Annotated in this window: 18 protein-coding genes and 1 tRNA gene; 15 read left to right on the plus strand and 4 right to left on the minus strand. The window is 68.8% G+C overall.

All coding sequences use genetic code 11. The annotated features are described in order from the left end of the window. Positions 1-18: 18 nt before the first annotated feature. Complete coding sequence (locus ABDZ92_RS11110; protein WP_125959440.1) at positions 19-2172, minus strand: M3 family metallopeptidase; 2154 nt, start codon at positions 2170-2172, stop codon at positions 19-21. A gap of 189 nt (positions 2173-2361) precedes the next feature. Here ABDZ92_RS11110 and ABDZ92_RS11115 point away from each other — a divergent pair, with 189 nt between their 5' ends. From ABDZ92_RS11115 to ABDZ92_RS11135, 5 genes are all read left to right on the plus strand, one after another. Next, complete coding sequence (locus ABDZ92_RS11115; protein WP_125959517.1) at positions 2362-3081, plus strand: ImuA family protein; 720 nt, start codon at positions 2362-2364, stop codon at positions 3079-3081. Further along, positions 2999-5254, plus strand: coding sequence for a Y-family DNA polymerase (locus ABDZ92_RS11120; protein ID WP_272695170.1), 2256 nt, complete (start codon positions 2999-3001; stop codon positions 5252-5254). The genes ABDZ92_RS11115 and ABDZ92_RS11120 overlap by 83 nt, the downstream gene beginning before the upstream one ends. Then, the gene (locus tag ABDZ92_RS11125) at positions 5251-8610 is read left to right on the plus strand and encodes an error-prone DNA polymerase (RefSeq protein WP_125959439.1); all 3360 of its coding nucleotides are present in this window, start codon (positions 5251-5253) and stop codon (positions 8608-8610) included. The genes ABDZ92_RS11120 and ABDZ92_RS11125 overlap by 4 nt, the downstream gene beginning before the upstream one ends. Positions 8611-8818: 208 nt before the next feature. After that, complete coding sequence (locus ABDZ92_RS11130) at positions 8819-9592, plus strand: TSUP family transporter (RefSeq protein WP_125959438.1); 774 nt, start codon at positions 8819-8821, stop codon at positions 9590-9592. 120 nt (positions 9593-9712) lie between these two features. After that, on the plus strand, positions 9713-9964 hold the full coding sequence (locus ABDZ92_RS11135) for a GlsB/YeaQ/YmgE family stress response membrane protein (RefSeq protein ID WP_125959437.1): 252 nt from the start codon (positions 9713-9715) through the stop codon (positions 9962-9964). A gap of 78 nt (positions 9965-10042) precedes the next feature. Here the strand turns inward: ABDZ92_RS11135 and ABDZ92_RS11140 are convergent, their stop codons facing one another. Then, positions 10043-10771, minus strand: coding sequence for an SIMPL domain-containing protein (locus tag ABDZ92_RS11140; RefSeq protein WP_125959436.1), 729 nt, complete (start codon positions 10769-10771; stop codon positions 10043-10045). A gap of 207 nt (positions 10772-10978) precedes the next feature. Here ABDZ92_RS11140 and ABDZ92_RS11145 point away from each other — a divergent pair, with 207 nt between their 5' ends. The 3 genes from ABDZ92_RS11145 (at position 10979) to ABDZ92_RS11155 (ending at position 16833) form a co-directional block, all read left to right on the plus strand. Further along, a complete protein-coding gene (locus tag ABDZ92_RS11145; RefSeq protein WP_343762856.1) occupies positions 10979-12172 on the plus strand; it encodes an efflux RND transporter periplasmic adaptor subunit in 1194 nt (397 codons plus the stop codon). A gap of 4 nt (positions 12173-12176) precedes the next feature. Continuing rightward, entirely contained in the window at positions 12177-15317 is a 3141-nt protein-coding gene (locus ABDZ92_RS11150; protein WP_125959434.1) for an efflux RND transporter permease subunit, read from the plus strand. A 250-nt stretch (positions 15318-15567) separates the two neighbouring features. After that, positions 15568-16833, plus strand: a complete 1266-nt coding sequence (locus ABDZ92_RS11155) for a DUF445 domain-containing protein (RefSeq protein ID WP_241211733.1) — start codon at positions 15568-15570, stop codon at positions 16831-16833. Positions 16834-16852: 19 nt separating this feature from the next. Here the strand turns inward: ABDZ92_RS11155 and ABDZ92_RS11160 are convergent, their stop codons facing one another. After that, positions 16853-17527 (minus strand): HAD family hydrolase, encoded by a 675-nt coding sequence (locus tag ABDZ92_RS11160; RefSeq protein WP_125959433.1) that lies wholly within the window; start codon positions 17525-17527, stop codon positions 16853-16855. A 62-nt stretch (positions 17528-17589) separates the two neighbouring features. Between ABDZ92_RS11160 and ABDZ92_RS11165 the strand changes: the two genes are divergently transcribed. From ABDZ92_RS11165 to ABDZ92_RS11180, 4 genes are read left to right on the plus strand one after another with little or no spacing between them, the layout of a single operon-like run. Further along, a complete protein-coding gene (locus ABDZ92_RS11165; RefSeq protein WP_272695169.1) occupies positions 17590-18696 on the plus strand; it encodes an ABC transporter permease in 1107 nt (368 codons plus the stop codon). After that, on the plus strand, positions 18693-19502 hold the full coding sequence (locus ABDZ92_RS11170) for an ABC transporter ATP-binding protein (protein WP_125959431.1): 810 nt from the start codon (positions 18693-18695) through the stop codon (positions 19500-19502). The genes ABDZ92_RS11165 and ABDZ92_RS11170 overlap by 4 nt, the downstream gene beginning before the upstream one ends. A 7-nt stretch (positions 19503-19509) precedes the next feature. Continuing rightward, positions 19510-20475, plus strand: coding sequence for an MlaD family protein (locus ABDZ92_RS11175; protein ID WP_125959430.1), 966 nt, complete (start codon positions 19510-19512; stop codon positions 20473-20475). A gap of 8 nt (positions 20476-20483) precedes the next feature. Then, entirely contained in the window at positions 20484-21065 is a 582-nt protein-coding gene (locus tag ABDZ92_RS11180; protein ID WP_125959429.1) for an ABC-type transport auxiliary lipoprotein family protein, read from the plus strand. A gap of 66 nt (positions 21066-21131) precedes the next feature. Here ABDZ92_RS11180 and ABDZ92_RS11185 read toward each other — a convergent pair whose 3' ends face one another. Further along, on the minus strand, positions 21132-22049 hold the full coding sequence (locus tag ABDZ92_RS11185; protein ID WP_241211732.1) for a peptidylprolyl isomerase: 918 nt from the start codon (positions 22047-22049) through the stop codon (positions 21132-21134). An 84-nt stretch (positions 22050-22133) separates the two neighbouring features. Between ABDZ92_RS11185 and ABDZ92_RS11190 the strand changes: the two genes are divergently transcribed. From ABDZ92_RS11190 to ABDZ92_RS11200, 3 genes are all read left to right on the plus strand, one after another. Further along, a tRNA-Ser gene (locus ABDZ92_RS11190) sits at positions 22134-22224 on the plus strand. 236 nt (positions 22225-22460) lie between these two features. Then, the gene (locus tag ABDZ92_RS11195) at positions 22461-24287 is read left to right on the plus strand and encodes a glycoside hydrolase family 9 protein (protein WP_241211731.1); all 1827 of its coding nucleotides are present in this window, start codon (positions 22461-22463) and stop codon (positions 24285-24287) included. Positions 24288-24328: 41 nt separating this feature from the next. Then, positions 24329-25465: an endo-1,4-beta-xylanase gene (locus ABDZ92_RS11200; protein ID WP_241211730.1), complete on the plus strand. Its 1137-nt coding sequence runs from the start codon at positions 24329-24331 to the stop codon at positions 25463-25465. The last annotated feature ends 19 nt before the right edge of the window (positions 25466-25484 follow it).

The raw sequence follows: 25484 nt of genomic DNA on the forward strand, positions 1-25484 counted from the left end.
CCCGCCGCGCCTGGCCTCTTATTCGACCGGGAAGCCGCGACGCTTGAACAGCGCAGTGACGTCCGGGTCGCGGCCGCGGAACGCGCGATAGGCCTGTTTGCGATCGGTCTCGTTACCGGTCGACAGCAGCACGGTGCGGAAGCGATCGGCGGTCGCCTTGTCCCAGACGTTGCCGGTTTCGGTGAACGCCGCCCAGGTGTCCGCGTCCATCGTCTCCGACCACAGATAGCTGTAGTAGCCCGCGCTATAGGCGTCGGACGAGAAGAGGTGGTTGAACTGCGGCAGGCGGTGCCGCATCACCATCTCCTTCGGCATCCCCAGCTCGGCCAGCGTCTCGCGCTCGAACGCGTCGACGTCGGTCACCGGCGTGTCGCGGTCGTGCAGCTTCATGTCGACGATCGCAGACGAGAGATATTCGACCGTGTCGAAGCCCTGGTTGAAGGTCGACGACTTCTCGATCTTGTCGACCAGCGCCTGCGGCATGGGTGCGCCGGTCTGATAGTGCTTGGCATAGCGATCGAGCACGTCGCGAGTCAGCAGCCAGTTCTCGTTCACCTGGCTGGGATACTCCACGAAGTCGCGCGGCGTGCCGGCGAGGCCGGGGTATTTCACGTCCTGCAGGAAGCTGTGGATGGCGTGGCCGAACTCGTGGAACAGCGTGGTCGCGTCGTCCAGGCTGATGAGCGTCGGCTGGCCGGGGGCGCCTTTTACGAAATTGTTGTTGTTGGACGCCAGCACGTTGCGGTGGCCGCCCAGCTCCTGCTGACGGCGATAGGCCGTCGCCCAGGCGCCCGAGCGCTTGCCCGAGCGGGCATAGGCATCGAAGTAGAAGACGCCGACATTGTGCCCGTCACGCTTGTCGGTGACGACAAAGGTGCGCACCGCGGGGTCGAACACCGGGATCTGCCCCGTGTTCTCCTTGAACTCCAGGTCGTAGAGCCGGCCCGCGGCGTAGAGCGCACCCTGGAGGATGTTGTCGAGCTGGAGGTACGGCTTCACCTCGCTCTCATCGAGGTCGTACTTCGCCTTGCGCACCTTCTCGGCGTAGAAGCGATAGTCCCACGGCTCGATGGTGATCTTGGCGCCGCCCTGGTTGGCGAGCGCCTGCATGTCGGCGACCTCCTGGTGGACGCGGGCGACCGCGGCGGGCCACACGCGCATCATCAGCGACATGGCATTGGCGGGCGTCTCCGCCATGGTGTCGTCCATGCGGTACCAGGCGTGGTTCTGGAAGCCGAGCAGCTTGGCGCGCTGCTGCCGCAGCTTCAGGATCTCGGCGATAGTTGCATTGGTGTCGTTGGCGCCGCCGTTGTCGCCACGGTTGACGAAGGCGCGCCACACCTTTTCGCGCAACGCCCGATCGGTGGCATAGGTCAGCACCGGCGCGACGGAGGAGCGGGTGTTGACGATCGCCCATTTGCCCGGAAGCTTGCGTTCGTCGGCCGCGGCCTTGAGCGAGGCGACGAAGCTGTCGGGCAGGCCCGCAAGTTGCTTGGCATCGTCGACGACGATCCAGGTCTCCTCGTCGGCCAGCACCTTTTCGCTGAAGCTGTTGTAGGCGACGGACAGCCCCTGGTTGAGCTGCGACACCTGTGCCCGCTGCGCATCGGTGAGCAGCGCGCCGCGGCGCACGAAGCTGCGATAGGTGCGCTCGAGCAGCCGTAGCTGCTGGGGATCGAGCTTCTGGCTGGCGCGGCCGTCGTATGCCGCCTTCACCCGCGCGAACAGCTTGGGGTCGAGGTAGAGCTCGTCATAGAAGGCGGAGAGCTTGGGGCTCCACTCGCGGTCGATCGCCTGCACCTCCTTGGTAGCGAGGTTGCTCGAATAGACGCCCCACATCGACTCGACCCGGTCCATCGTGTCGCCGGCGAGTTCCATCGGCTCGATCACGGTCTGGAAGGTCGCCGGGCGCTTGTCGTCGCGGATCTTGAGCACGTCGCGGCGCAGCTCGGCCATTGCGACCGGGAAGGCGGCGGGGAACATCGCCGGCGTCACCTTGTCCCAGGGCGGCACGCCGCCATAGGGGCCGCCCCAGGGGGCGAGCAGCGGGGTTGCATCGACGGAAGTCGAGGAGGGGGCCGCAGCGGCGGAAGTCTGCGCCATGGCGGCTCCTGCAGGGAAAAGGGCGAGGATCGTGGTCGCGGCCAGAACGGCGCGCAGGCGTGCGGTCATCAGGGGCTCCGATAAGGGTCGCAGGCGAGCCTAAGCATCGGGAAAGGAATGGCAAGCCGGCGCCCGCGCAAGGGTCATGCGATCGGCGGTTGACTCGGGAGCGCATTAGAACAGAATAGGAACATATCGAGTCCCTCGTGAGTCCTAGCTGTTGTCGTGACCCAAGCTCAAGCCCCTGTCCTGGACGCCTTGCGCGCGCAGCTGCGCGCCATCGAATGCGGCCGCTATCGCCGGCGCGAGGTGCTGCCGTTCGGCGTGCCGGCGCTCGACGCGGTGCTGGCCGGAGGTGGGCTGGCGCTCGATGCGCTGCACGAGGTGGCAGGCGCCGGGCCGGACATGGCCGACGATTGCGCGGCGACGCTGTTCCTGGCGGGAATTGCCGCACGCGCCTGGGGCCCCGTGCTGTGGGTGGTGCGGCGGCGCGACCTGTTCGCGCCGGGACTCGCGCAGGTAGGGCTTGGGCCGCACCGGGTGCTCTATGCCGAGGCTGCCGACGATGCCGAGCTGCTCCAGCTGATGGAGGAAGGGCTGCGCCATCGCGGGCTGGGCGCCGTGATCGGCGAGGCCAAGCGCGTGCCCATGACCGCCACCCGCCGGCTGCAGCTGGCGGCGGAGGGCGGGCGCACCATCGCGCTGCTGCTGCGCCGGCATGGGCGCGCAGGCGCCGATCCGCTGGCGGTGCCCTCGGCCGCATCGACGCGCTGGCGGGTGGCATCCGCGCCCTCGACGCCGCTGCCGGTGGCCGGCGTCGGCCGCGCCCAATGGAACCTTGCGCTTGTCCGCCAGAAGGGCGGCGAGCCCCGCGACTGGACCGTGGAGGCATGCGATGAAACGGGTCGCTGCGCTCTTCCTGCCCGACTGGCCGATCGACCGGCTGCGGCAGGCAGAGCGAACCGCCGCGCCGCCTGAGGCGGGACGCACGGGCTCCGCCTTCGCGGCGATCGGCCGGGTGGCCGAGGCCGAACGCGCCAACCAGTGCTCCGTCCCCAAGGAGGGCGGCTGGCGCCCCGGTGCGCGCTGGGCACGGGCCGAGGTGGAGGCTGCGATCGAGCAGCTGCCCACGCACCAGCGCCCGCCGCAGCGGGAGCTGGGCCGCACCAGCGTGGCCGCCGACCACCCCTTCAAGGCAGAGAGGCCTTTCAAGGACGTCCACCGCCAGGGCCGTCCGCTCGACGCTTCGCCCGCATCCGCCGCCTGGGCCGCAGATGCCGAAGCCGTGGAACGGGCGATCGCGGCGCTGCCGCTGCACCAGCAGCCGCCGTTCCGCGAGCTCAGCCGCCGTTCGGAGGTGATGGACCATCCGTTCAAGGCGATGCCGCCGGACGAGGGCGGGTGCAGCCATCACGCACTCGCCCAGCCGCAGGCGTTCCCCCGATCGGACCGGCCGACGCTGGCGCAGATGGCGGCGATGCCGGCGGTGCAGTACCCGGGCGAGGGGCCGCACCCGGACGCGCATGGCCGCGAGCCGATCGCGGGCTATGCCGCCGCGGGTCGTTTCTTCCAGACCGGACGCACGCTCGGCGACCTGGTCGCGCGGGTGTGCGTGGAGGAAGTGCCCGGCAGACTCGCCCCGGTGCGGGATGTGGTAGCGCTGGTCACCGTTGCCCGCCAGGGAGGACGCGTGGCGATCGCGGCGGCGTCTCCGGCGGCGCAGGCGCTGGGGCTGCGGCCGGGCATGGCGCTCACCCAGGCACGCGCGCAGGTGCCCGAACTTCAGGTGCGCGATGCCGATCCGGCGGGCGACCGGGCCGATCTGCGCCGGCTGGCGATGCTGCTCGCGCGCCGCTGGACGCCGGTGGTCGACCTGTCCGATCCCGACGGGCTGCTGCTCGACCTCACCGGGGTCGCGCACCTGCATGGCGGCGAGGTGCGCATGGCACTGCGGCTGGTGCGCCTGCTCGCGCGGCATGGCGTCAACGCCTGCGTCGGCATTGCCGATACGGCCGGTGCCGCCTGGGCGCTGGCCCGGCAGGGTGGGGCAGTGGTGCGGATCTGCCCGCCCGGTGCCCAAGCCGAGGCGCTGGACCCGCTGCCGGCCGGGCTGTTGCGGCTTCCGGAAAGCGCGATCGAGCTGCTCGCCCGGCTGGGCGTGACGACGATCGGGCAGCTGCGGGCACTTCCGCGCGGGCAGCTGGCGCGGCGGTTCGGCGATGCGGTGCTCGCCCGGCTGGACCAGGCGCTGGGGGCGCGTGCCGAGCCGCTCGATCCGGTGGTGCCGCCGGAACGCGTCCAGGTCCGCCAGCGCTTCGCCGAGCCGATCGCCACCGCAGAGGCGATCGCGCACTGGCTGGGCGAACTGGTGCCCCGGCTAGTGGCGGTGTTGCGGAAAGCCGGGCTGGGCGCACGCCAGGTGGAACTGGTGCTCGATCGCGTCGACGGCGTGCCGCAGCGGCTGCGCATCGGGCTCGCGCGTGCCAGCCGCGACTCCGAGCATTTGTTGCGACTGCTGGGGCGGCGGATCGAGACGGTGGAGCCCGGCTATGGCATCGACGCCATGGCGTTGCACGTGCGCCGCGCCGAGCCGCTGGGCGCGGAGACTCTGGGTGCCGCGCTGGTCGAGGACACGCCGCCGGACCTGGGGCCGCTGGTCGACCAGATCGTCAACCGCATCGGCGCGCAGCGCATGTGGCGGGTGGTCCCGGTGGAAAGCGATGTGCCCGAACGCGCATCCACGCGGGTGGCGCCGCTCGACCCCACCGATACACCCGCGGCGCAGCTGCGCGAGGACGACGTCCGCCGGCTCGACGGTCGCGAGGCCGACCACCCCTGGCACCTGCGCTGGCCGCGTCCGGTGCGCGTGCTGCGCCGGCCCGAGCGGCTCGATCATGTCATGGCCGAATTGCCCGACCAGCCGCCGCGGCGCTTCACCTGGCGCGGGGTGCCCCATGTGGTGGTGCATGCCGACGGGCCGGAACGGATCGCGGGCGAATGGTGGCGCCGCCCGGCCGAGCGCGATGCGGTGCGCGACTATTTCCGGGTGGAGGACGAGCACGGCCATCGCTTCTGGCTGTACCGTAGCGGCGATGGCTTGCGTGGGGAGACGGGCGACCTCAGCTGGTGGCTCCAGGGCATGTTCGCATGACCTATTCGGAGCTTCAGGTCACCACCCACTTCTCCTTTCTGCGCGGTGCGTCGTCGGCGGAGGAACTGTTCGGCACCGCGTCCAAAATGGGCATGCCGGCGCTCGGCATCACCGACCGCAATTCGGTGGCGGGCATCGTCCGCTCGTTGGTCGCCGCGCGCGAGGTGAGCGCGCAGGGCAACCCCATCCGCCTCGTGGCCGGGTGCCGGCTCGACCTCGTCTCCGGCGCGTCGCTGCTGGTGTGGCCGGAGGATCTGGCGGGCTGGTCGCGGCTCACCCGGTTGCTGACGCTGGGCAAGAAGCGCGCCGATCCGCAGCACGGCGAAAAGGGGCAGTGCTTCCTCCATTGGGACGATCTGGCCGATACGCAGGGGCTGGTCGGATCGCTCGTGCCCGGCATCGACGGCGTGCGCGAGGAGGAGCTGCGCTGGATGGCCGACCTGTTCGGGTCGGACCGCGGCCATGTCTGCCTGACCTATCACCGCCGGCCCGGCGACCGGCTGCGGCTGCATCGCACGGCCGAGGAGGCCGCGCGCTTCGGCTTGCGGCCGCTCGCCACCGGCGACGTGCTCTACCACGAGCCCGAACGTCGTATGCTGCAGGATGTGGTGACCGCGATCCGCTGCAAATGCACCATCGACGATCTGGGGCTGCGGCGCGAGCGGTCGGCCGATCGCTGCTTCGTGCCGCCCCAGACGATGGAGCGCCGCTTCGCCGATCTGCCGGAGGCGATCCGTGCCGGCGCCGCGATCGTCGAGCGCTGCACCTTCTCGCCGACCGAACTGAGCTACCGCTATCCCGACGAGATCGTGATGCACGGCCGCACGCCGCAGGAAGCCCTGGAGCAGCTGGCGCGCAAGGCACTGGACGCGCTGTTCCAACAGCCGCCGTTCCACGGCCGGCCGGACCAACGCTACATCGACAAGCTCGACTATGAACTCGAGCAGGTCAGGCTGATGGACTATGCGGCCTATTTCCTGACCGTCAATTCGATCGTCACCTATGCCCGCGCGCAGGACATTTTGTGCCAGGGGCGGGGCTCGGCGGCCAATTCGGTGATCTGCTATGTGCTCGGCATCACCTCGATCGACCCGGTCGAGCACCAGCTGCTGTTCGAGCGATTCATCTCCCCCAATCGCGGCGAGCCGCCCGACATCGATGTCGATTTTGAGCATGAGCGGCGCGAGGAGGTGATCCAGTGGATCTACCAGACCTATGGCCATGACCATGCCGCGCTGACGGCGGTGGTCAGCCGCTTTCGTGCACGCGGCGCGGTACGTGAGGTCGGCAAGGCGCTCGGCCTGCCCGAGGACATGACCGGTGCGCTCGCAGGCCAAGTGTGGGGCTGGTCGAGCGAGGGCGTGGCGGACGCGCATGTCGATGCGCTCAACCTCGACCGTTCCGATCCCCGGCTGGCACTGACGCTGGAGCTGGCGCGCGAGCTGATCGGCACGCCCCGCCACCTGTCGCAGCATCCCGGCGGTTTCGTGCTCGCGCGCGACCGGCTCGACGGGCTGGTGCCCGTAGAGCCCGCCGCCATGGCCGATCGCTGGGTGGTGGAATGGGAAAAGGAGGACATCGAGGAACTCGGCTTCATGAAGGTTGATATCCTCGGCCTCGGCATGCTCGGCTGCATGCGGCGCGCGTTCGACCTCTTGGGCGAACACAAGGGGCTGGCGCTGACGCTCGCCTCGCCCGAGCTGCAGAAGGAGGATCCGGCGACTTTCGCGATGATCCAGCGCGCCGACACGCTGGGCGTCTTCCAGATCGAGAGCCGCGCCCAGATGGCGATGCTGCCGCGGATGCTGCCGGAGACCTTCTACGACATCGCAATCCAGGTCGCGATCGTCCGCCCCGGCCCGATCCAGGGCGACATGGTGCATCCCTATCTCAAGCGGCGCGAGCAGAAGCGGCGCAATCCCGACATCGAGTTCGACTATCCGAGCCCGCGGCTGAAGGCGGTGCTGGAAAAGACGCTGGGCGTGCCGCTGTTCCAGGAACAGGCGATGAAGGTCGCGATCGAGGGCGCGGGCTTCACGCCTGCGCGCGCCGACGAGCTGCGCAAGGCGATGGCGACCTTCAAATATACGCAAGGCGTCGGCCAGTTCCGCGAGGAGCTGATCGCCGGGATGAACAAGAACGGCATCTCCGAAGGCTTCGCCGACCGGCTGGTGAAGCAGATCGAGGGCTTCGGCAGCTATGGCTTTCCCGAGAGCCACGCCGCGTCCTTCGCCAAGATCGCCTATGCCTCGTCCTGGATGAAGTGCCACCATCCCGACGTGTTCTGCGCGGCGTTGCTGAACGCGCAGCCGATGGGCTTCTACGCGCCCGCGCAGATCGTGCGCGATGCGCGCGAGCATGGCGTGGAGGTACGGCCGGTGTGCATCAACGACAGCCGCTGGGACACGCGGCTGCTGGGGGCGGCGACGACCGACCTTTCCCCGGAAGCGGCGGCCGCGATGCGCCTGCCGCTGCGACTCGGGTTCAAGGTGGTGCACGGCCTGTCCAACGGCGATGCCGCACGACTGGTGATGGCGCGCGGCGAGACGCCGTTCACCTCGGTCGAGGATGCGTGGCGGCGATCGGGCGTGCCGCTCGCCGCGCTGGAAAAAATCGCGCGCGCCGACGGGTTCCAGGCGCTGGGGCTCGACCGGCGCCAGGCGCTATGGGCGATCAAGGGGCTGGCGGCGGCGCCGCTGCCGTTGTTCGCCGCGGCCGACGCGCGCGCGGGCGGGCTGACGCCGGAAGTGGCGGAGGCGCCGGTCATGCTCGAACCGCTCACCGCCGGGCGCGAGGTGGTGGAGGATTACCGCGCCACCCAGCTGTCGCTGCGCGCCCACCCGCTCACCTTCCTGCGTGGCGAACTGGAGGGCGAGGGCGTGGTGCCCTGCAAGGCGCTCGGGTCGCTCAAGGACGGTCGGCGGGTGGAGGTGGCGGGCGTGATCCTGGTCCGCCAGAAGCCCGGCAGCGCCAAGGGCGTCCTCTTCATCACCATCGAGGACGAGACCGGCGTCGCCAACGCGATCCTGTGGCCCGACCGGTTCGAGAAGCAGCGCCGCACCGTCATGTCAGCGGCGATGGTGTCGATCGTCGGCCGGGTGCAGCGCGAGGGAGAGGTGATCCACGTCATCACCGACCGGGTGGTGGATCGCACCCCGATGCTGCGGAGCATCGGCGACCTCGAGCTGCCGCGCCTCACCGGCCGCGGCGATGGCGCCACCCATGGCAGCGGCCCCGACCCGCGCGACGCCAAGCCGCCGGCGGTGTGGAAGCCGCGCACTCACTACCACCCGCCGTTCCGCACCGGCTGCGACCCCGAGGACGTGATTCCGATCCGCTCGCACGATTTCCATTAAGGTGCGCGATCCGAAAGGCGCCCGCAACACCTGCCGTACTCCCGAAAAGGCCCCAGGGCTCTGGCGCTATCGCCGGTGCTCTGCTGGGCCCTGGATCCCTGCCGGCGGGGGCATACGTCCATTGCTCCGGGCCAGCGTGCGTTTCGCGAAGGTCTGGTGAAGGCCGGACCCGCTGGCCTCCACCGCCACCTGCGCCTAAGCGCGGCGTATGGAGTTCGCCGCCGAAACGCTTGCCTTCCTCGCCGCCATCGCCTTCCTTGCCGGCACCATCGACGCGCTGGCGGGCGGGGGCGGGTTGCTGACGCTGCCGGCGATGATGGCGGCCGGGGTGCCACCGGTGGCGGCGCTTGCCACCAACAAGCTGCAAAGCACGATCGGCACCGCGTCCGCCTTCCACACCTTCTGGCGGGCGGGCCATGTCGACCTGCGCCAGTTCGCGGTGCCGGCCGCCGCCGCCTTTGCCGGATCGGCACTGGGCGCGACCGCCGTGCAGCACATCAGCTCCGCGTTCCTCGCTGCGTTCATGCCGGTGCTGTTGATCGCGATGGGCCTCTATTTCCTGCTCGCGCCACCCATGAGCCAGGTGGATCGCCACGCGCGGATGGGCAGAGCGGGCATCACCCTGATCGTCGCAGGAATCGGCTTCTACGACGGCTTCTTCGGTCCCGGCACCGGATCCTTCCTGACGCTGGCGCTGGTGGCATTGGGCGGCCTGGGGCTGGTGCGCGCGATCGCCAACACCAAGCTGCTCAACCTGTCGACGAACGTCGCCGCCCTGATCGCGATGGTGGCCGGGGGCCATGTGCTGTGGCAGCTGGGGGCGGTGATGGCGGCGGCGAACGTCGCGGGCAACCAGCTGGGCGCCCGCCTGGCGATCCGCTTCGGCGGCAGCGGCATCCGCCCGCTGCTGGTGCTCATGTCCGCGGCGTTGACGATCAAGTTGCTGGCCGACCCCGCCAATCCGCTCTGGACCCTGTTCTAGACTGCCACCGCCGGCGCCACACGACCGCCAATATTCGTGACGGCGCCGGAACCTTCCGCCGGCTTGCGAGTCCTAGCTTCAACAGACCCGACAGGCGGTCGAAACGGAGGGACGAGTACAATGGGCGTCATTATTTGGCTTATCGTTGGCGGTGTCGTGGGTTGGCTGGCCAGCATGGTCATGCGGACTGACGCACAGCAGGGAATCATTCTGAACGTGGTGGTCGGCATCATCGGCGCGTTCATTGCGTCGCTGATCTTCGGCGCGAACATCAACGACGGTATCACGGTGACGTCGTTCATCACCTCGCTCGTCGGCGCGATCATCCTGCTGGCGATCGTGAACCTGGTCCGTCGCGGAACCGTTCGCTAAAACAGCGACGATCTCCGGATCCAAAGAAAAGGGCCGTCCCTTCCGGGGCGGCCCTTCTTCTATGTGCCGCGCAGGCGATCAGCGGAGCAGGAAGCGGACCGTCACGGTTGCAGTGATGTCCTGCTCGCCGGCGGCCATCGGCGTCGAATCGGCAGCCACGGACGCCATGCGAGCCTGGACCATCACCGGCGGCGGCGCGGAGGGCACATCGCCCTCTGCAATGGTCAGGATGCGGTCGACGCGCAGCCCCGCGGCCTTGGCATAGAGTTCGGCGCGCGCGCGCGCCTTGGCGATGGCATCCGCCCGTGCCTCGTCGAGCGCCTGGTCGGCGGCGCCGACCGAGAGATCGGGCCCCTGGATCTGGTTGGCGCCCTCCGCCACCAGCGCGTCGAGGATGGCGCCGCTCTTCGCAATGTCCCGGAACCGCACCGACACCTGGTTGGACGCCTGATAGCCCGTGATCACCGGCGGCACGTTCTCCGCATAGCGATACTGCGGCTGGAGCCCGATCTGGGCAGTCTGGATGTCGCGCGGGGCGACGCCTGCCTTGCGGAGGGCGGCCACGACCCGGTTCATGCGGGTGGCATTTTCCTGAAGGGCGGCCGCAGCGGTCGCGGCCTGGGTCACGACACCCGCCCGCAACGTTGCCACGTCGGGGACGCGCGTCGCCTTCCCCTGGGCGACCACGTCCAGCAGCGTGGCATCGAGCAACACCGGCGCAGGGGCGACCTGCTGTGCGGCGGCCGGCACCGCGATCCCGGCAATGCCCGTGGCCAGAGCGGCGGCGAGAACAGGAAGGCTGCGCATCGAGGTTTTTCTCCACAAGAACTTTGGGGGCGGCGCCCCGGTGGTCGTCTTCTCCTGCCTCTTCGCACGACAACGCAAGCTGAACGCCGGTTTCACTTGCGACCGGCCGTGCCAGCGGGCAATCCCCGGCGACCGGATGCCCTTGAGGTGGGTGCCCTATTACTATAACACAGTAATGCAGACAGCCGGTCGGGGGAGTGGGCGTAGATGGAGTATGAGGCGAAGGCGATCGATGGGGAGGATCGCCCTCAGCTGAGCGGGCCGGAGGCGCCGGTGCGCCGCCGCCGCAAATGGATCATCGCTGCCGCAATCCTGCTGCTGCTTGTGCTGGTCGGCTGGTTCGCGTTCGGTCGCGGCGATGAGGAGGGCGCAGCCGCCGCCGGTGCGCCGCCGACGAGCGATTCTCAGGTGCCGACCGTCAGTGTGATGGTGCCCGGGCGGGAATCGATCCAGACGGTCGTCACCGGAACCGGTTCGCTTGCCGCACGTCGCGAGATGCCGATCGGCGTCGCGGGCGAGGGCGGCGAAGTCACGCGCGTGCTGATCGAGCCCGGCAGCTGGGTGCGCGAAGGGCAGGTCCTCGCAACGGTGGATCGTTCGGTCCAGGCGCAGACGGCCGAATCGCTGGCGGCACAGGTGCGGGTCGCGCGGGCCGACGCGCGCATCGCCCAGACCGAGCTGGATCGCTCACAGCAGCTGCTCGGCCGCGGCTTCGTCTCCAAGGCCGACATCGACCGCAAGACCGCCACGCGCGACGCGGCCCAGGCACGGGTCCGCGTCGCCGAGGCGCAGTTTGCCGAGACGCAGGCGCGCAACCGCCGGCTCGACATTCGCGCGCCTGCGGCCGGACTGGTGCTGACCCGCACCGTCGAGCCGGGACAGATCGTCTCCTCGGGCAGCGGCACGCTGTTCCGCATGGCGATGGGCGGACAGATGGAGATGCGGGCCCAGCTTTCCGAGGCGGACATCGCCCGCATGACCGTGGGCGTTCCGGCCGAGGTGACGCCGGTCGGCACCACCAGGACCTTCCGTGGCGAGGTGTGGCAGGTCTCGCCCGTGATCGATCCCGATCGGCGCCAGGGCACGGTGCGCATCGCCCTGTCCTACGACCCCGCGCTGCGGCCCGGCGGCTTCGCCACCGCGCGCATCCTGTCGGGCGCCCGCGCCGCACCGCTGCTTCCCGAGTCGGCGGTATTGAGCGACGGCAAGGGCAATTACGTGTATGTTCTCGACGACAAGAATCAGGCGCAGCGGCGCGCGGTGACGGTCGGCGAAGTGTCGGACGCGGGCGTTGCCGTCGCCGACGGGCTCAACGGCACCGAGCGGGTGGTGGTGAGCGCGGGCGCTTTTCTGAACCCCGGGCAGAAGGTCAATCCGGCACTGCGCAAGACGGGACGCTAACGCCATGGGCTTCCGCAACATCTCCGCCTGGTCAATCCGCAACCCGATCCCGCCGCTGGTGCTGTTCATTGCGCTGACGATCGCGGGCCTGGTCAGCTTCATGCGGATGGACGTCAACCAGGACCCGGACATCGAATTTCCGGTGGTGATCGTCGTCATCAACCAGCCGGGGGCCGCGCCCACCGAGCTGGAGACGCAGATCACCCAGCGGGTCGAGGCGGCGGTGCGCAGCATCCAGGGCATCGACGAGATCAATTCGGAAGTCAGCGAAGGCAACACCACCACGGTCGTCCAGCTCGACATCGGCACACCGATCGATCGCGCGGTGACGGACGTGCGCGAGGCGGTGAACCAGATCCGCAGCGAACTGCCCGAAGGCATTCTCGAGCCGCAGATCTACCGCGCCAACACCACCGACGAGGACCTCGCCAGCTGGACCGCCATCGCCAGCGACATGACCGAGGAACAGCTCAGCTGGTACGTGGACAACACGGTCGCCAAGGAACTGCTGTCGATCGACGGCATGTCTACGGTGGAGCGGGTGGGCGGCGTCGACCGCGAAATCCGGGTGATCCTGGATCCCGCTAAGTTGCAGGGCATGGGGATCACCGCCAGCCAGGTGAACCAGGCGCTGCGCCAGGTGAACATCAACGCAGCCGGCGGCCGCGCCGAGATCGCCGGCCAGGAACAGTCGGTGCGCGTGCTGGGCAACGCGGCTTCCGCCTACGAACTCGGCCAGACCCAGATTGCGCTCGGCGACGGCCGCACCGTGCGGCTGGCCGACATCGCCAACGTGCGCGACGCCTATGCCGAGCAGCGCTCGGCGGCCGCCTACAACGGCCGGCGCGTGCTGTCGTTCGACATCAAGCGCGCCAAGGGCGCATCCGACGTCACCGTCTTTCACGAGGCGGAAAAGCGGCTGAAGGCGCTGGAGGAGCGCAATCCGCAGGTGCGCTTCGCGCTGCTGTCGGACAGCGTGAAATATACCGAGATCCAGTACGAATCCGCGATCCACGCGATGATCGAGGGCGCCGTGCTGGCGGTGGTGATCGTGTTCCTGTTCCTTTGGGACTGGCGCGCGACGCTGATCTCGGCACTGGCCATCCCCTTGTCCGCGATCCCGACCTTCTGGTTCATGGACCTCATGGGTTTCTCGCTCAACCAGATGACGCTGCTCGCGCTCAGCCTGGTGGCGGGCGTGCTGGTGGACGACGCGATCGTGGAGATCGAGAACATCGTCCGCCACATGCGCATGGGCAAGACCGCCTATCAGGCGTCGATCGATGCCGCCGACGAGATCGGCCTGGCGGTGCTCGCCACCACCATGGCGATCGTCGCGGTGTTCCTGCCCGTCGGCCTGATGCCGGGCATTGCCGGCCAGTTCTTCAAGAATTTCGGCCTGACCGTCGTCGCCGCGGTGCTGATGAGCCTGGGTGTGGCCCGTATGATCACCCCGATGATCGCGGCCTATTTCCTCAAGGGCCACGGCCATGTGGAGAAGGGCGATGGCTGGGCGATGCGCGTCTATATGCGGACGCTGCGCTGGACGCTCAAGCACCGCTGGACGGCGGTGGTGGCGAGCGTCGCCGCCTTTGCCGGCACCTTGTTCATGTTCTCGATCCTGCCGGCGACCTTCCAGCCGCCGCAGGACCGCGACCGTTCGACCGCGATGATCGAGATGGTGCCGGGCACCACCCTGGAGCAGACCGCGCGCGTGGTGAAGCACGTAGAGGAGATCCTTCGCGCACAGCCGATCGTCACCTCGGCCTATTCGACCACCATGGTGGGGAGCGGCCGGGTGAGCGTGGAGCTCGCCGAGGATCGCGAGATGACCAGCACCGAGTTCGAGCGCGGCTTGGCGCCGCGCCTGAGCGCCATTCCCGATGCGCGCGTGGCGTTCCGCTCGCAATTCGGCTGGGGGTCGAACAACCGTGACCTCTCGATCGTGCTGGGCGGCGACGATCCCGTGCTGCTCAACGAGACGGCGAACAAGCTGGTCCAGGAGATGGCCGGGCTGAAGACGATCGTCGCCCCGCGCGTCAGCGGCGACCTGCAGCGGCCCGAACTGGTGATCCGTCCGCGGCTCGACCTGGCCGCCAGCCTGGGTGTCACCACCAGCGCGCTTTCCAACGCGATCCGCATCGCGACCCTGGGCGACATCGACCAGAACAGCGCGCGCTTCTCGCTGTCCGACCGCCAGATCCCGATCCGGGTCGCCCTGTCAGAGGATTCGCGTACCCAGCTGTCGACGATCCAGAACCTGCCCGTGCCCACCAGCAGCGGCGGATCGGTGCCGCTCAGCGTGGTTGCGGAAATCGGCTTCGGCGCCGGCCCGACCAAGATCGAGCGCGTCGACCAGCAGCGCCAGCTGGTGGTCGGGGCCGATCTGGCGTCGGGCGTCATCAACAGCGACGCCATGAAGCAAATCCATGCGCTGCCCACCATGCAGAACCTGCCGATCGGCGTGCGCGAGCTGACGCTCGGCCAGGCCAAGTGGCAGACGGAGATGATCCAGAACTTCATCATCGCCGTGATCTCGGGCCTGCTGCTGCTGCTGGCGGTGCTGGTGCTGCTCTACAAGCGGTTGATGCCGCCGTTCGTGAACATCGGCTCGCTGCTGCTGGCGCCGCTGGGCGGGCTGCTGGCGCTTTGGGTCACCGGGCATCCGGTCTCCATGGCGGTCTACATCGGCTTGCTGATGCTGCTCGGCATCGTCGCCAAGAACTCGATCCTGCTGATCGACTTCGCGTTGGAGGAGATGGCCAAGGGCGTCGACAAGTCCGCCGCCATCCTCGACGCCGGGCACAAGCGCGCGCAGCCGATCGTCATGACGACGGTCGCGATGGTGGCGGGCATGGTGCCGACGGCGCTGGCGCTGACCGGCGACGCGTCGTTTAGGTCCCCGATGAGCATCACGGTGATCGGCGGACTGGTGCTGTCGACCATGCTCACGCTGCTGATCGTGCCGGCGACGTTCAGCCTGGCGGTGGGCGTCGAACGCTGGGTCGGGCCGCGGCTTTCGCGGCGGCTGCTGACCTATCGCCCGGGTGACGAGTTGCCGGGCCAGCCGGTCATCGATCACCAGCCGGGCGGGCACATCGGCTATCAGGGGAAGGGGCAGGAGGGGCCCGCTCCTGCCGAGTGATCGGTGGGGGCTGTTCGAGCGCACGCGCCGAAGCCCTTCCCATGAGCCGTCACCCTGAACTTGTTTCAGGGTCCATCTTTCCACCTGCGAGGCTGCTAAGACGCGGTGGATGCTGAAACAAGTTCAGCATGACGATGGAGAGGCGGCTTCGGGGCTGCTGACGTGTCAAGCTGGCGGATACCGGCGCATCCACCGCGCCGCATGTGGCGACCGGCTTGAACCTTCCCCGCTTTCGGGGATTGTTTCACGCATGACCCTGTTCGCGCGCGTTCCCGGAACCGGAGGCGCCGTCCCTCCCGCGCTCACCCGCATGCGCCGCGTCGCCACCGCCATGCTCGTGGTGATGGCGCTGCTGTTCCTTGCCTCGCGCGCGCTGGAGGCGCGGCATCCGGCATGGGGCTTCGTCCAGGCCTTTGCCGAGGCGGCCATGGTCGGCGGCCTGGCGGACTGGTTCGCGGTGACCGCCTTGTTCCGGCATCCTCTCGGGCTGCCGGTGCCGCATACCGCGATCATCCCCCGCAACAAGGACCGCATCGGCGACACGTTGGCGATCTTCCTGCGCGACAACTTCCTGACCGCCCATGTGGTCGCCCGGCGAATGCGGCGGCTGGACGTGGCGGCGGTCGTCGGCCGCTGGCTCGCCAATCCTGTGGGCGGGCAAGGGCGCCTGCGCCATGGCGCCTCTCGCCTTGCCGCAAGCCTGATCCAGTCGTTCGACCAGCAGCGGCTGGGCGGCATGGTGAAGGGTGCGATTGCCAATCGCCTGCGATCGACGGAGGTGGCACCGCTGCTGGGGCAGGCGATCCAGGCCGCCATCGCCGAGGATCGCCACGTGCCGTTGATCGACGGCATGATCCGCTTCGTGGCGCGCGCCGTGGAGGCGAACGAGCAGGTCATCCGCGCGATGGTGCACGACCGCGCCGGATCGATCCTGCGCTGGACCGGGCTCGACGAGACCCTCGCCAACAAGATCCTGGACGGCCTGCGCAAGCTCGCCGACGACATCGCCGCCGACTCGCAGCATCCGCTGCGTGCCAAGGCGGAGGAGGGGCTCGCCAAGCTTGCCGTCGACCTCCAGTCCGATCCGGCGCTCCAGGCGCGCGTCGAGCAGTTCAAGGAGGACATGATCGGCAACCCGGCGCTGCAGCGCTGGCTCGACGGCATGTGGGAGCGCAGCCGTGCCGCGCTGCTGCGGTTGGTGCGCGATCCGGATCGGGCGATGGCGGGCGGCATGGGCGATGCGCTGCGCCAGCTGGGCGAGACGCTGCAGCGCGATCCGCGGCTGGCACGCACCATCAACCGCTTCGTGCGCCGTGCCGCCGTCGGCATGGTCGCCGACTATGGGGACGCGATCGTGCGGCTGGTGTCGGACACGGTGCGCGGCTGGGACGCGCGCACCATCACCGGCCGCCTGGAGAATGCCGTCGGCCGCGACCTTCAGTATATCCGCATCAACGGCACGCTCGTCGGCGGCCTGGTCGGCCTGTGCATCCACAGCATCGACGTGCTGCTCTGAGCAGTTTGTGCATCCGGGTTCAGGCTGCCCAGTCGAGGATGCGCCAGCCCCGTGCCTTGGCGAGCAGGCGCAGCGGCGTATGGGCGTTGACCGCCACCGGCTCGTCGGCCCATTCGAACACCGGCGCGTCCGACACATGATCGCTGTAGAAGCGGACCTGGGTATCCTCGCGCCGCAGGCCCTGGGCCGCATACCAAGACTCGATCATCCGCAGCTTGCCGGGACCGTAGCAGTTCTCGCCGTCGATGCGGGGCAGCAGCGCCCCGGCTTCGCTGAGCTTCGAATCGGTCGCGATGACATGATCGAAGCCGAGCCGTGCCGCGATCTCGGCTGCGTAGAAGCGGTAGGAGGCGGTGGCGAGCACCAGGGTGCGCCCCTCGGCCCGATCGGCCTCGATCTGCTTCACCGCATCTGCGAAGACGCCTTTTTCGAGCGTCCGCTCGGCAAAGCGGTGCGAAAGCGTCTTGAGCGTCTCGGCCGGGACCGTGCGGCCCAGCATCAGCCGGTGGGTCAGTTCCTTCAACCGGCCCCGGCTGTAGAGCTTTCCGGCATAGCCGGCTGCGAGCAGCACCGCGAGCGGCAGCAGCGCCACCCGCCAGCGCTGCCGGCCTTCGAGCGTGTGGAGAAGAAAGGGAGTCCAGGTACCCGCACGGGTAATCGTCCGGTCCATGTCGTAGATTGCGAGACGGTGCATTGCTGCGTCTCTGCAAGCTCGCGCCTTGCCGTTCTAGTGGAAATCGCCGATGGAGCATGGCGATGACTGTGGCCGTCGACTTTTCCCCTGATCCGCAGGACCAGCGCGTGCTGCGGTTCACCGGGGAACTCACGCTTGCGCGGCTCGGGAGTCTTCCCGAGCGCTTGGACCGGCACGAGGGCGCGGTCGACCGCATCGATCTCTCCGACGTGCAGCGGATCGACACGGTCGGCGCGTGGATCGTGCGCCGCTTCGCTGCAGCCCATGACGCAAAGATCGAGGGGCTGGACGAGGACGGCCAGCACCTGATCGACCAAGTGGGCGAGGCGGACCAGCCCGTCGTGCAGAAGGCGAAGCCGCTGCCGCCCGTAGCGCGGGTACTGGACGAACTCGGCACGGCAACGGTGCTGTCGTTCCGTACGCTGTTGGGCCTCCTCGGCTTCCTCGGCGCGACGGTGATCGCAGCCGGCAACGTGATCCGCCACCCGCGGCGCTTTCGGTACAATGCGACGGTGCAGCGGTTCGAGGTGGTCGGCGTCTCGGCGCTCGGCATCGTCGGGCTGATGAGCTTCCTGATCGGCATCGTGATCGCGCAGCAGGGCGCGGTGCAGCTGCGCCAGTTCGGCGCGGAGGTGTTCACGATCAACCTGATCGGTCGCATCACCCTGCGCGAACTAGGCGTGCTGATGACGGCGATCATGGTCGCGGGTCGCTCCGGCTCTGCCTTTGCAGCGCAGCTCGGCACCATGAAGCTGACCGAGGAGATCGACGCGATGCGCACCATCGGCGTCTCGCCGATGGAGGCGCTGGTGCTGCCGCGCACCCTGGCGGCGGTGCTGATGATGCCGCTGCTCGGCTTCTACGCCTCGCTCATCGCGATCATCGGGGGCGGGCTGCTGTGCTGGGCGACGCTCGACATCCCGCTGGTAACCTACGTCCAGCGGCTGCGTGAGGTGGTGCCGATCACGGACCTGTACGTCGGCCTGATCAAGGCCCCGGTGTTCGGCCTCATCATCGCGATCTCCGGCTGTTTCCAGGGCATGCAGGTGGAAAGCGATGCCGAGCAGGTCGGCCTGCGCACGACCTCTGCGGTGGTGCAGGCGATCTTCCTGGTGATCGTGCTCGACGCCTTCTTCGCGGTGTTCTTCGAGCGGATCGGCTGGATATGACGACCGACGAGGACATTGTGATCCGCGTCCGCGGGCTCAAGAACATGTTCGGCGACCAGATCGTGCACGACGGGCTGGACCTGGACGTGCGCCGGGGCGAGATCCTGGGCGTGGTCGGCGGATCGGGTACCGGCAAGTCGGTGCTGATGCGCTCGGTCATCGGCCTCCAGACTCCGGCGGCGGGCGAGATCTCGGTCTTCGGCGAGTCGACGCTCGATCGCGAGGAGACGGAGGCGGTCGAGATCCGCAAGCGCTGGGGCGTGCTGTTCCAGGGCGGCGCGCTGTTCTCCACCCTGACAGTGGGCGAGAATGTGCAGGTCCCGCTGCGCGAATTCTACCCGCGGCTGAGCGAGACGCTGCTGGAGCAGATCGCGACCTACAAGGTCGTCATGACCGGCCTGCCGGCGGATGCCGCGCCCAAATATCCAGCCGAGCTTTCCGGCGGCATGCGCAAGCGCGCGGGCCTTGCCCGGGCACTCGCGCTCGACCCGGACCTCCTGTTCCTCGACGAGCCCACCGCCGGGCTCGACCCGATCGGTGCAGCGGCCTTCGACGACCTTACCCGTTCGCTTCAGCGCACGCTGGGGCTCACCGTGTTCCTGATCACCCACGATCTCGATTCGCTCTATGCGATCTGCGATCGGGTCGCGGTGCTGGCGGACAAGAAGGTGATCGCCGTCGGCACGATCGACGAACTCCTCGCGTTGGATCACCCGTGGATCCAGGAATATTTCAAAGGACCCCGCGGACGAGCCGCGGTGGCCAGCGCCAGCAGCGCCGAAGCGCGGCAGGCACAGGGGGCTTGAGAGGCTGATGGAAACCCGATCGAACCATGTCTTGGTCGGCGCGGTGGTGCTGATCCTGCTTGCGGTGCTGGCGATCTTCACCGTGTGGCTGGCGCGCGTGAACGGCACCAACGAGCTTGAGTACGACATCTTCTTCAAACAGGCGGTGGACGGCATCAACAAGGGGTCGCCCGTCGCCTTCTCCGGTGTGCCGTCCGGCCAGGTGAAGGAGATCGCCCTGTTCAAGCCGGATCCCTCGCTGGTGCGGGTGCGGATCAGCGTGAACGAGGGCGTCCCGATCCTGGAGGGCACCACCGCCACCATCCAGGGCGTGGGCTTCACCGGCGTCAGCCAGATCGCGCTCGACGGCGCGGTGAAGGGCGCCCCGCCGATCGCCTGCCCCGAAGTGCATCCGGAGACCTCCTGCCCGATGGGCGTGCCGGTGATTCCGACTCGTCCCGGTGGGTTGGGCGCGATCCTGAGCTCCGCGCCGCGGCTGCTCGAACGGCTGACGTCGCTCACCGAGCGGCTGACGGAGCTGCTGTCGGATCGGAACCAGAATTCGATCGCTGCGATCCTGGAAAACACCAATCGCCTGACCGACGCACTCGCGGATCGCGGGCCGGAGATCGCCGCGACGCTTGCGGAGACGCGCATCGCCATCCAGCGCGCGGGCATTGCCGCCGAGCAGATCGGCCAGCTGGCGGAAACCAGCAACGGCGTGCTCGCGAACGACGTGCGTCCGACCCTCCAGAACCTGAACCGCACGATCGAGTCGGCACAGCGTAGCGCCGACACGCTCAACGACGCGATCGGCGATGCCCGCCCCGGCCTGCAGACCTTCTCCAAGCGGACCGTTCCGGAGGTCGGTCAGCTGGTTGCCGACCTGCGCCAGATGACCACGGCGCTCGCCGCGGTGGCGGAGCGGGTGGACCAGGGGGGCGCCAGCTCGATCATCGGCCGCCAGAAGCTGCCCGACTACGAAGGCAAGTGAGGGAATTCATGAAGAAGCTCGCCATTCTCGCGCTGCTGCCGCTGTCCGCCTGCATCCGCCTGGGCGCGGAGCCGCCGCCCTCGCTGCTCACCCTGACGCCGTCGCAGGCGGTGCCGGTCGGCAATGCGCAGAATTCGGGCGCGGCCAAGTCGATCCTGATCGCCGTGCCGAGCGTGCCGCAGGAGCTGGCGGTGACGCGCGTCCCCGTGCGCGCGACCGACACCTCGCTCGCCTATGTCAAGGATGCGCAGTGGGTCGAGCAGCCCGGGCGCCTGTTCGCCCGGCTGCTGAGCGATACGGTGACCACGCGTACCGGCCGGGTGGTCCTCAGCCTGCGCCAGGCGAGCGTCGATCCGAGCTCGCAGCTCTCGGGCGAACTCCGGTCGTTCGGCATGGATGCGACCACCAACGAGGCGGTCGTCACCTTCGACGCGGCGCTGATCCGCGTCGGCCGTCCCGAGGCGGTGGAGAAGCGTCGCTTCGAGGCACGCGTGCCGGTGACGGCGATCACTGCGGAAACGGTTGCGCCCGCGATCAACCAGGCAGCAAACCAGGTGGCGGTCGAGGTCGCCGACTGGATCGGCCGCTGACGTCCCGCCCTCGCAGCAGACGGTCCGGCTTGCCGCGCACCCGCGCGGTGTAGCCGGAGTGGCTGCTCAGGGCCTGCGGCGAACCTGCGGCGGCACGTTGCAGATGTCGGCGCCACCGGCTGGAACCGTGAAGAACGGCGGCTGGCGGTTCTCACGGTCGCGGACATAGGCGGCAAAGCGCGGGTTGTCGGCAGCGCGATAGTCGAAACGCGGGCGCTCGGCGGCCGGCATGTCGCTCGCCAGCCGGATCGACAGGATCGGGGTGCGCTCCGCTTCGGTCTTGTAGAAGCCGAGGTCGCCGGTGCCGCGCGGCAGCGCCGACAGATACTCGATCCCCTCGATCACGCGGCCCACCAGCGCAATGTTGCGATCGAGATGGCGGGGCGCGTGGCCGATCACGGCGTAGAGTTCGGCCCCGCTGCCCGTGCTCGGGGCCATGTCCCGTCCGACCCCGACCATGCCATAGCAGTGCGGCAGCCAGGCTTCCGCTCCCTGGTCTAGCCAGCTGCCGCGGGCGACCGGCCAACCGTCGGCAGTGAAGCCGATCTGGCGGGCATAGGGGTCCGCCCGGGTCAGCTCAGCGGCGAACTTCGGGGCGGACATGCCATATTCGGCAGGCGGGTTGGCGACGACGCCCGTGGGCAGCGCCTTTGTCTCGGTCGCATCGCCCCATTGCGCGACATAGTTGTCCTGGACGCGGTAGACGCTGGTCCGGTCCCACCAGTGCGCCCGTGCAAGCGTGCGGATGTTGGCGATGTGGACGGGAGCCGCTGCGGGCGCGAGCCGGATCACGACCCGACGGTCCCCAGCCAGCGTCATCACCAGCACGTCGTCGTCAGGGATCGGTCGCCAATCCGCAGCGATCGGCGTGGCGGCCGACTGTGGCGCGGGGGCCGCGGACTGGCCGGGTGCGGGCTCGGCAGGGGTTGTGCCGAGCAGGGCGAGCGAGAGAAGGGCGGTCAGCATCACGTCGCAGCGTGCCATGCGCCTGCGGCTGCTGGCAACTGCACGCGCATCAGCCTTGCGCCCCGGCGCAACGCGCGGTACGGGCCGCCTTCCAGAGCATGCGGAGCGGTGGCCGAGTGGTCGAAGGCGCTCGCCTGGAAAGTGAGTATACGGCAAAACCGTATCGAGGGTTCGAATCCCTCCCGCTCCGCCATTATCTTTCCCCCCGTAGCACGATCGTCTCCACCGCCGCCGGATAGACGTGCGCCAATAGATGAACTTGGTTTCGAAAATGCCGCGCTGATCGCTGGCGCAAGAACCAAGTCGAGAACTTCAATCTGCCGTTTTGAGGTAGGAAGCAGGTAGCGCCGCGTCCTGTGGAGCGCCTGACGTATTCCGTTACGGTTCGCCGGAATAGTGCTACACCGCAGGCATCTATTGGAGGCGTCCTTGAAGCTGCTCCCCGCCCATCTGCGTGCCTCGGTACTGCCGGCAATTGCCGCATTGACAATCGGTGCCGCTGGCGACGCCAGCCCCGCGATCCGGCTGAACCAGATCGGCTTCCTGCCGGATACGGTGAAGCGCGCGGTCGTGGCGAGTGACTCCACCGTGCCGCTCCGGTGGCGGGTGCTCGACGAGCATGGCAAAACGGTCGCCGAAGGACAGACGACGGTGGTCGGGGCCGATCGCGCATCGGGCGACAATGTCCATCTCGTCCGCTTCGATCAGGTGACGAAGCCCGGCACCTACCGCATCCGGATCTCCGATCAGACCAGCCGCGCTTTTGCGGTGCGGACGGGGCTGTACGCGCCGCTGGCGTCAGCCGCGCTCAACTTCTTCTACCAGAACCGGGCAGGGATCCCGATCGAGGCGCGCTATGCCGGGGGCGCACAGTGGGCGCGACCGGCCGGGCATCCCCGGGAGATCGCGACCTGCTTCCGGGGCACGGACGAGCGCGGCACCGTCTGGTCTGGCTGCAGCTATACGCTCGACGTGACCGGCGGTTGGTACGACGCGGGGGACCAGGGCAAATATGTCGTCAACGGCGGCATCTCGCTGTGGACCCTGCAGAACCTGTACGAGCGCCAGGCCGCCAGCGGCCGGTTCACCTTCGCGGACGGGCGCGCCCGCTTGCCGGAGGCCGGCAACCGCATCAACGACCTCCTCGACGAGGCGCGCTGGGAGATGCGGTTCCTGCTGGCCATGCAGATACCCGATGGCGTCCGTGCAGAGGTGCCCGTCGGACCTTTGCCGTCTACCGGCCCGCTGACGCTTCGCACCATCGATGCCGGCGGGATGGCGCACCAAAAGGTGGCCGACCGCAACTGGACCCCGCTGCCGACGCCGCCGCACAACGACAAGGAAGACCGGCTGCTCTACCCGCCGACGACGGGCGCGACGCTCAACCTAGCAGCTGTCGCGGCGCAATGCGCGCGGATCTGGCGGCGCGTCGATCCGACATTTTCGGCGACCTGCCTGGCGGCGGCGAAACGCGCCTATCGGGCAGCGCTACGCAACCCGGAGGTTTATGCGACCAACAGCTTCACCGGCAGCGGCGGCTACGGCGACAATGACCTGTCGGACGAACTCTATTGGGCGACCGCCGAACTGTGGGCGACGACGGGCGAGGCCGTGTATGGCGACGCGCTCGCGGCGATGCCTGCTCAATCCGCGTCGGTGGGCGAACCGAATTGGGGCAATGTCGGCGCGCTCGGCACAATCACCCTCGCCACGGCGCCGGGCATCCCCCAGGCTGATGCCGCGCGAGCCCGCGCCGCACTTGTCGCGGCGGCGGACGGCTTTTTGGCGGAGACGGAGCGGTCCGGCTACCGCATCCCCTATGCGACGCTCGATTATCCCTGGGGATCCAACTCCTCGATCCTGAACCGGGCGATGATCCTGGGCGTGGCGCATGGCCTGACGGGCGAGGCGCGCTATCGCGTCGGCGTGGTCGACGCGATGGATTACATGCTCGGCCGCAACCCGCTCGACCAGAGCTATGTCTCGGGGTTCGGGGCGCGGCCTCTCCTGAACCCGCACCACCGTTTCTGGGCGCACCAGCTGGATCCATCGCTGCCAGGGCCGCCGCCCGGCGTTGTGTCCGGCGGGCCGAACTCGACATCGATGAGCGATCCGATCGCCCTGACGATGAAGGGGAAGTGTGCGCCGCAACGCTGCTGGAAGGACGATATCTCGGCCTATGCGCTGAACGAGGTCGCGATCAACTGGAACGCGCCGCTGCTGTGGGTGGCAGCCTATCTGGACGGCGGCGCCTAACGCCGATCGTGCCGGGCGATCGTTCGTGAGGGAGGAATGCCATGGGTCTGATGCCGACGAGACGAGAGGCGGTCGGGTTGCTGGCTGCGGTGGCGCTCTGCCCGCGTTCGGCCGGCGCCGCGCCGGCGCGCGGCCTCGATGCGATCGCGCGCACCAAGGGCATGCGCTTCGGTTCGGCGGTGTCGGCCAATCCCCGGACGGGCTCGTTCACCAACCCTGACTATGCGGCGCTGCTCCGCACCGACTGTGGGCTGCTGGTGGCCGAGAACGAGATGAAGTGGCAGCATGTCGGGCCGGCCCCGGGACGGTTCGACTTCGCCGCGTTCGATCGCATGCTCGCCTGGTCCGAGCAGAACGGGATGGCGATGCGCGGACACAATCTCCTGTGGCAGCGCCGCAAGTGGATGCCCGCCTGGGTGGAGGCGCACGACTTCGGCGCGCGTCCCGCCACTGAGGCCGCGCGCATCCTTGGCGAGCATGTGGAGGCGGTGACGCGCCGCTATGGCAGGCGCATCCAGAGCTATGATGTCGTCAACGAAGCCGTGACGCCCGAGACGGGGGCGCTGGAGGAAACCGCACTCAGCCAGGCGATGGGCGGCACCGAGGCGACGATCGACCTTGCATTCCGGACCGCGCGTGCATCCGCGCCGCATGCCGAGCTCGTCTACAACGATTATATGAGCTGGGAGCCGGGCAACGCCACGCATCGCGCCGGTGTGCTCCGCTTGCTCGAGGGGTTTCGCCGCCGTGGTACGCCGGTCGATGCGCTCGGGATCCAGTCGCACCTCGTCACCTCGGGACCCGACACGCACAAGAGCATCCTGGCTCAGCAGGACGCGTGGCGCCGCTTTCTCGATGCCGTGACCGCGATGGGCTATCGCCTGCTCGTCACCGAGCTGGACGTGCGCGACAACGGCCTGCCCGTCGAAGCCAAGGCCCGCGACCGGGGCGTGGCGGACTATGCCCGAGCCTATCTCGACGTGACCCTCTCCTATCCGCGGCTCAGGGACGTGGTCGCCTGGGGCATGACGGACCGCTTCAGCTGGATCGAAGGGTTCGAGCCTCGGCCGGACAAAGCGCCGCGCCGCCCGTGCCCCTATGACGCCCAATATCGTGCGAAGCCGCTCCGCGATGCGATCGGGGCAGCGCTGGCCGAGGCTCCGCAGCGAACGGCGTGAGGGTCGAAGGAGCGGCGGT

The sequence above is a fragment of the Sphingomonas molluscorum genome, assembly GCF_039522995.1.
GTDB lineage: Bacteria > Pseudomonadota > Alphaproteobacteria > Sphingomonadales > Sphingomonadaceae > Sphingomonas > Sphingomonas molluscorum.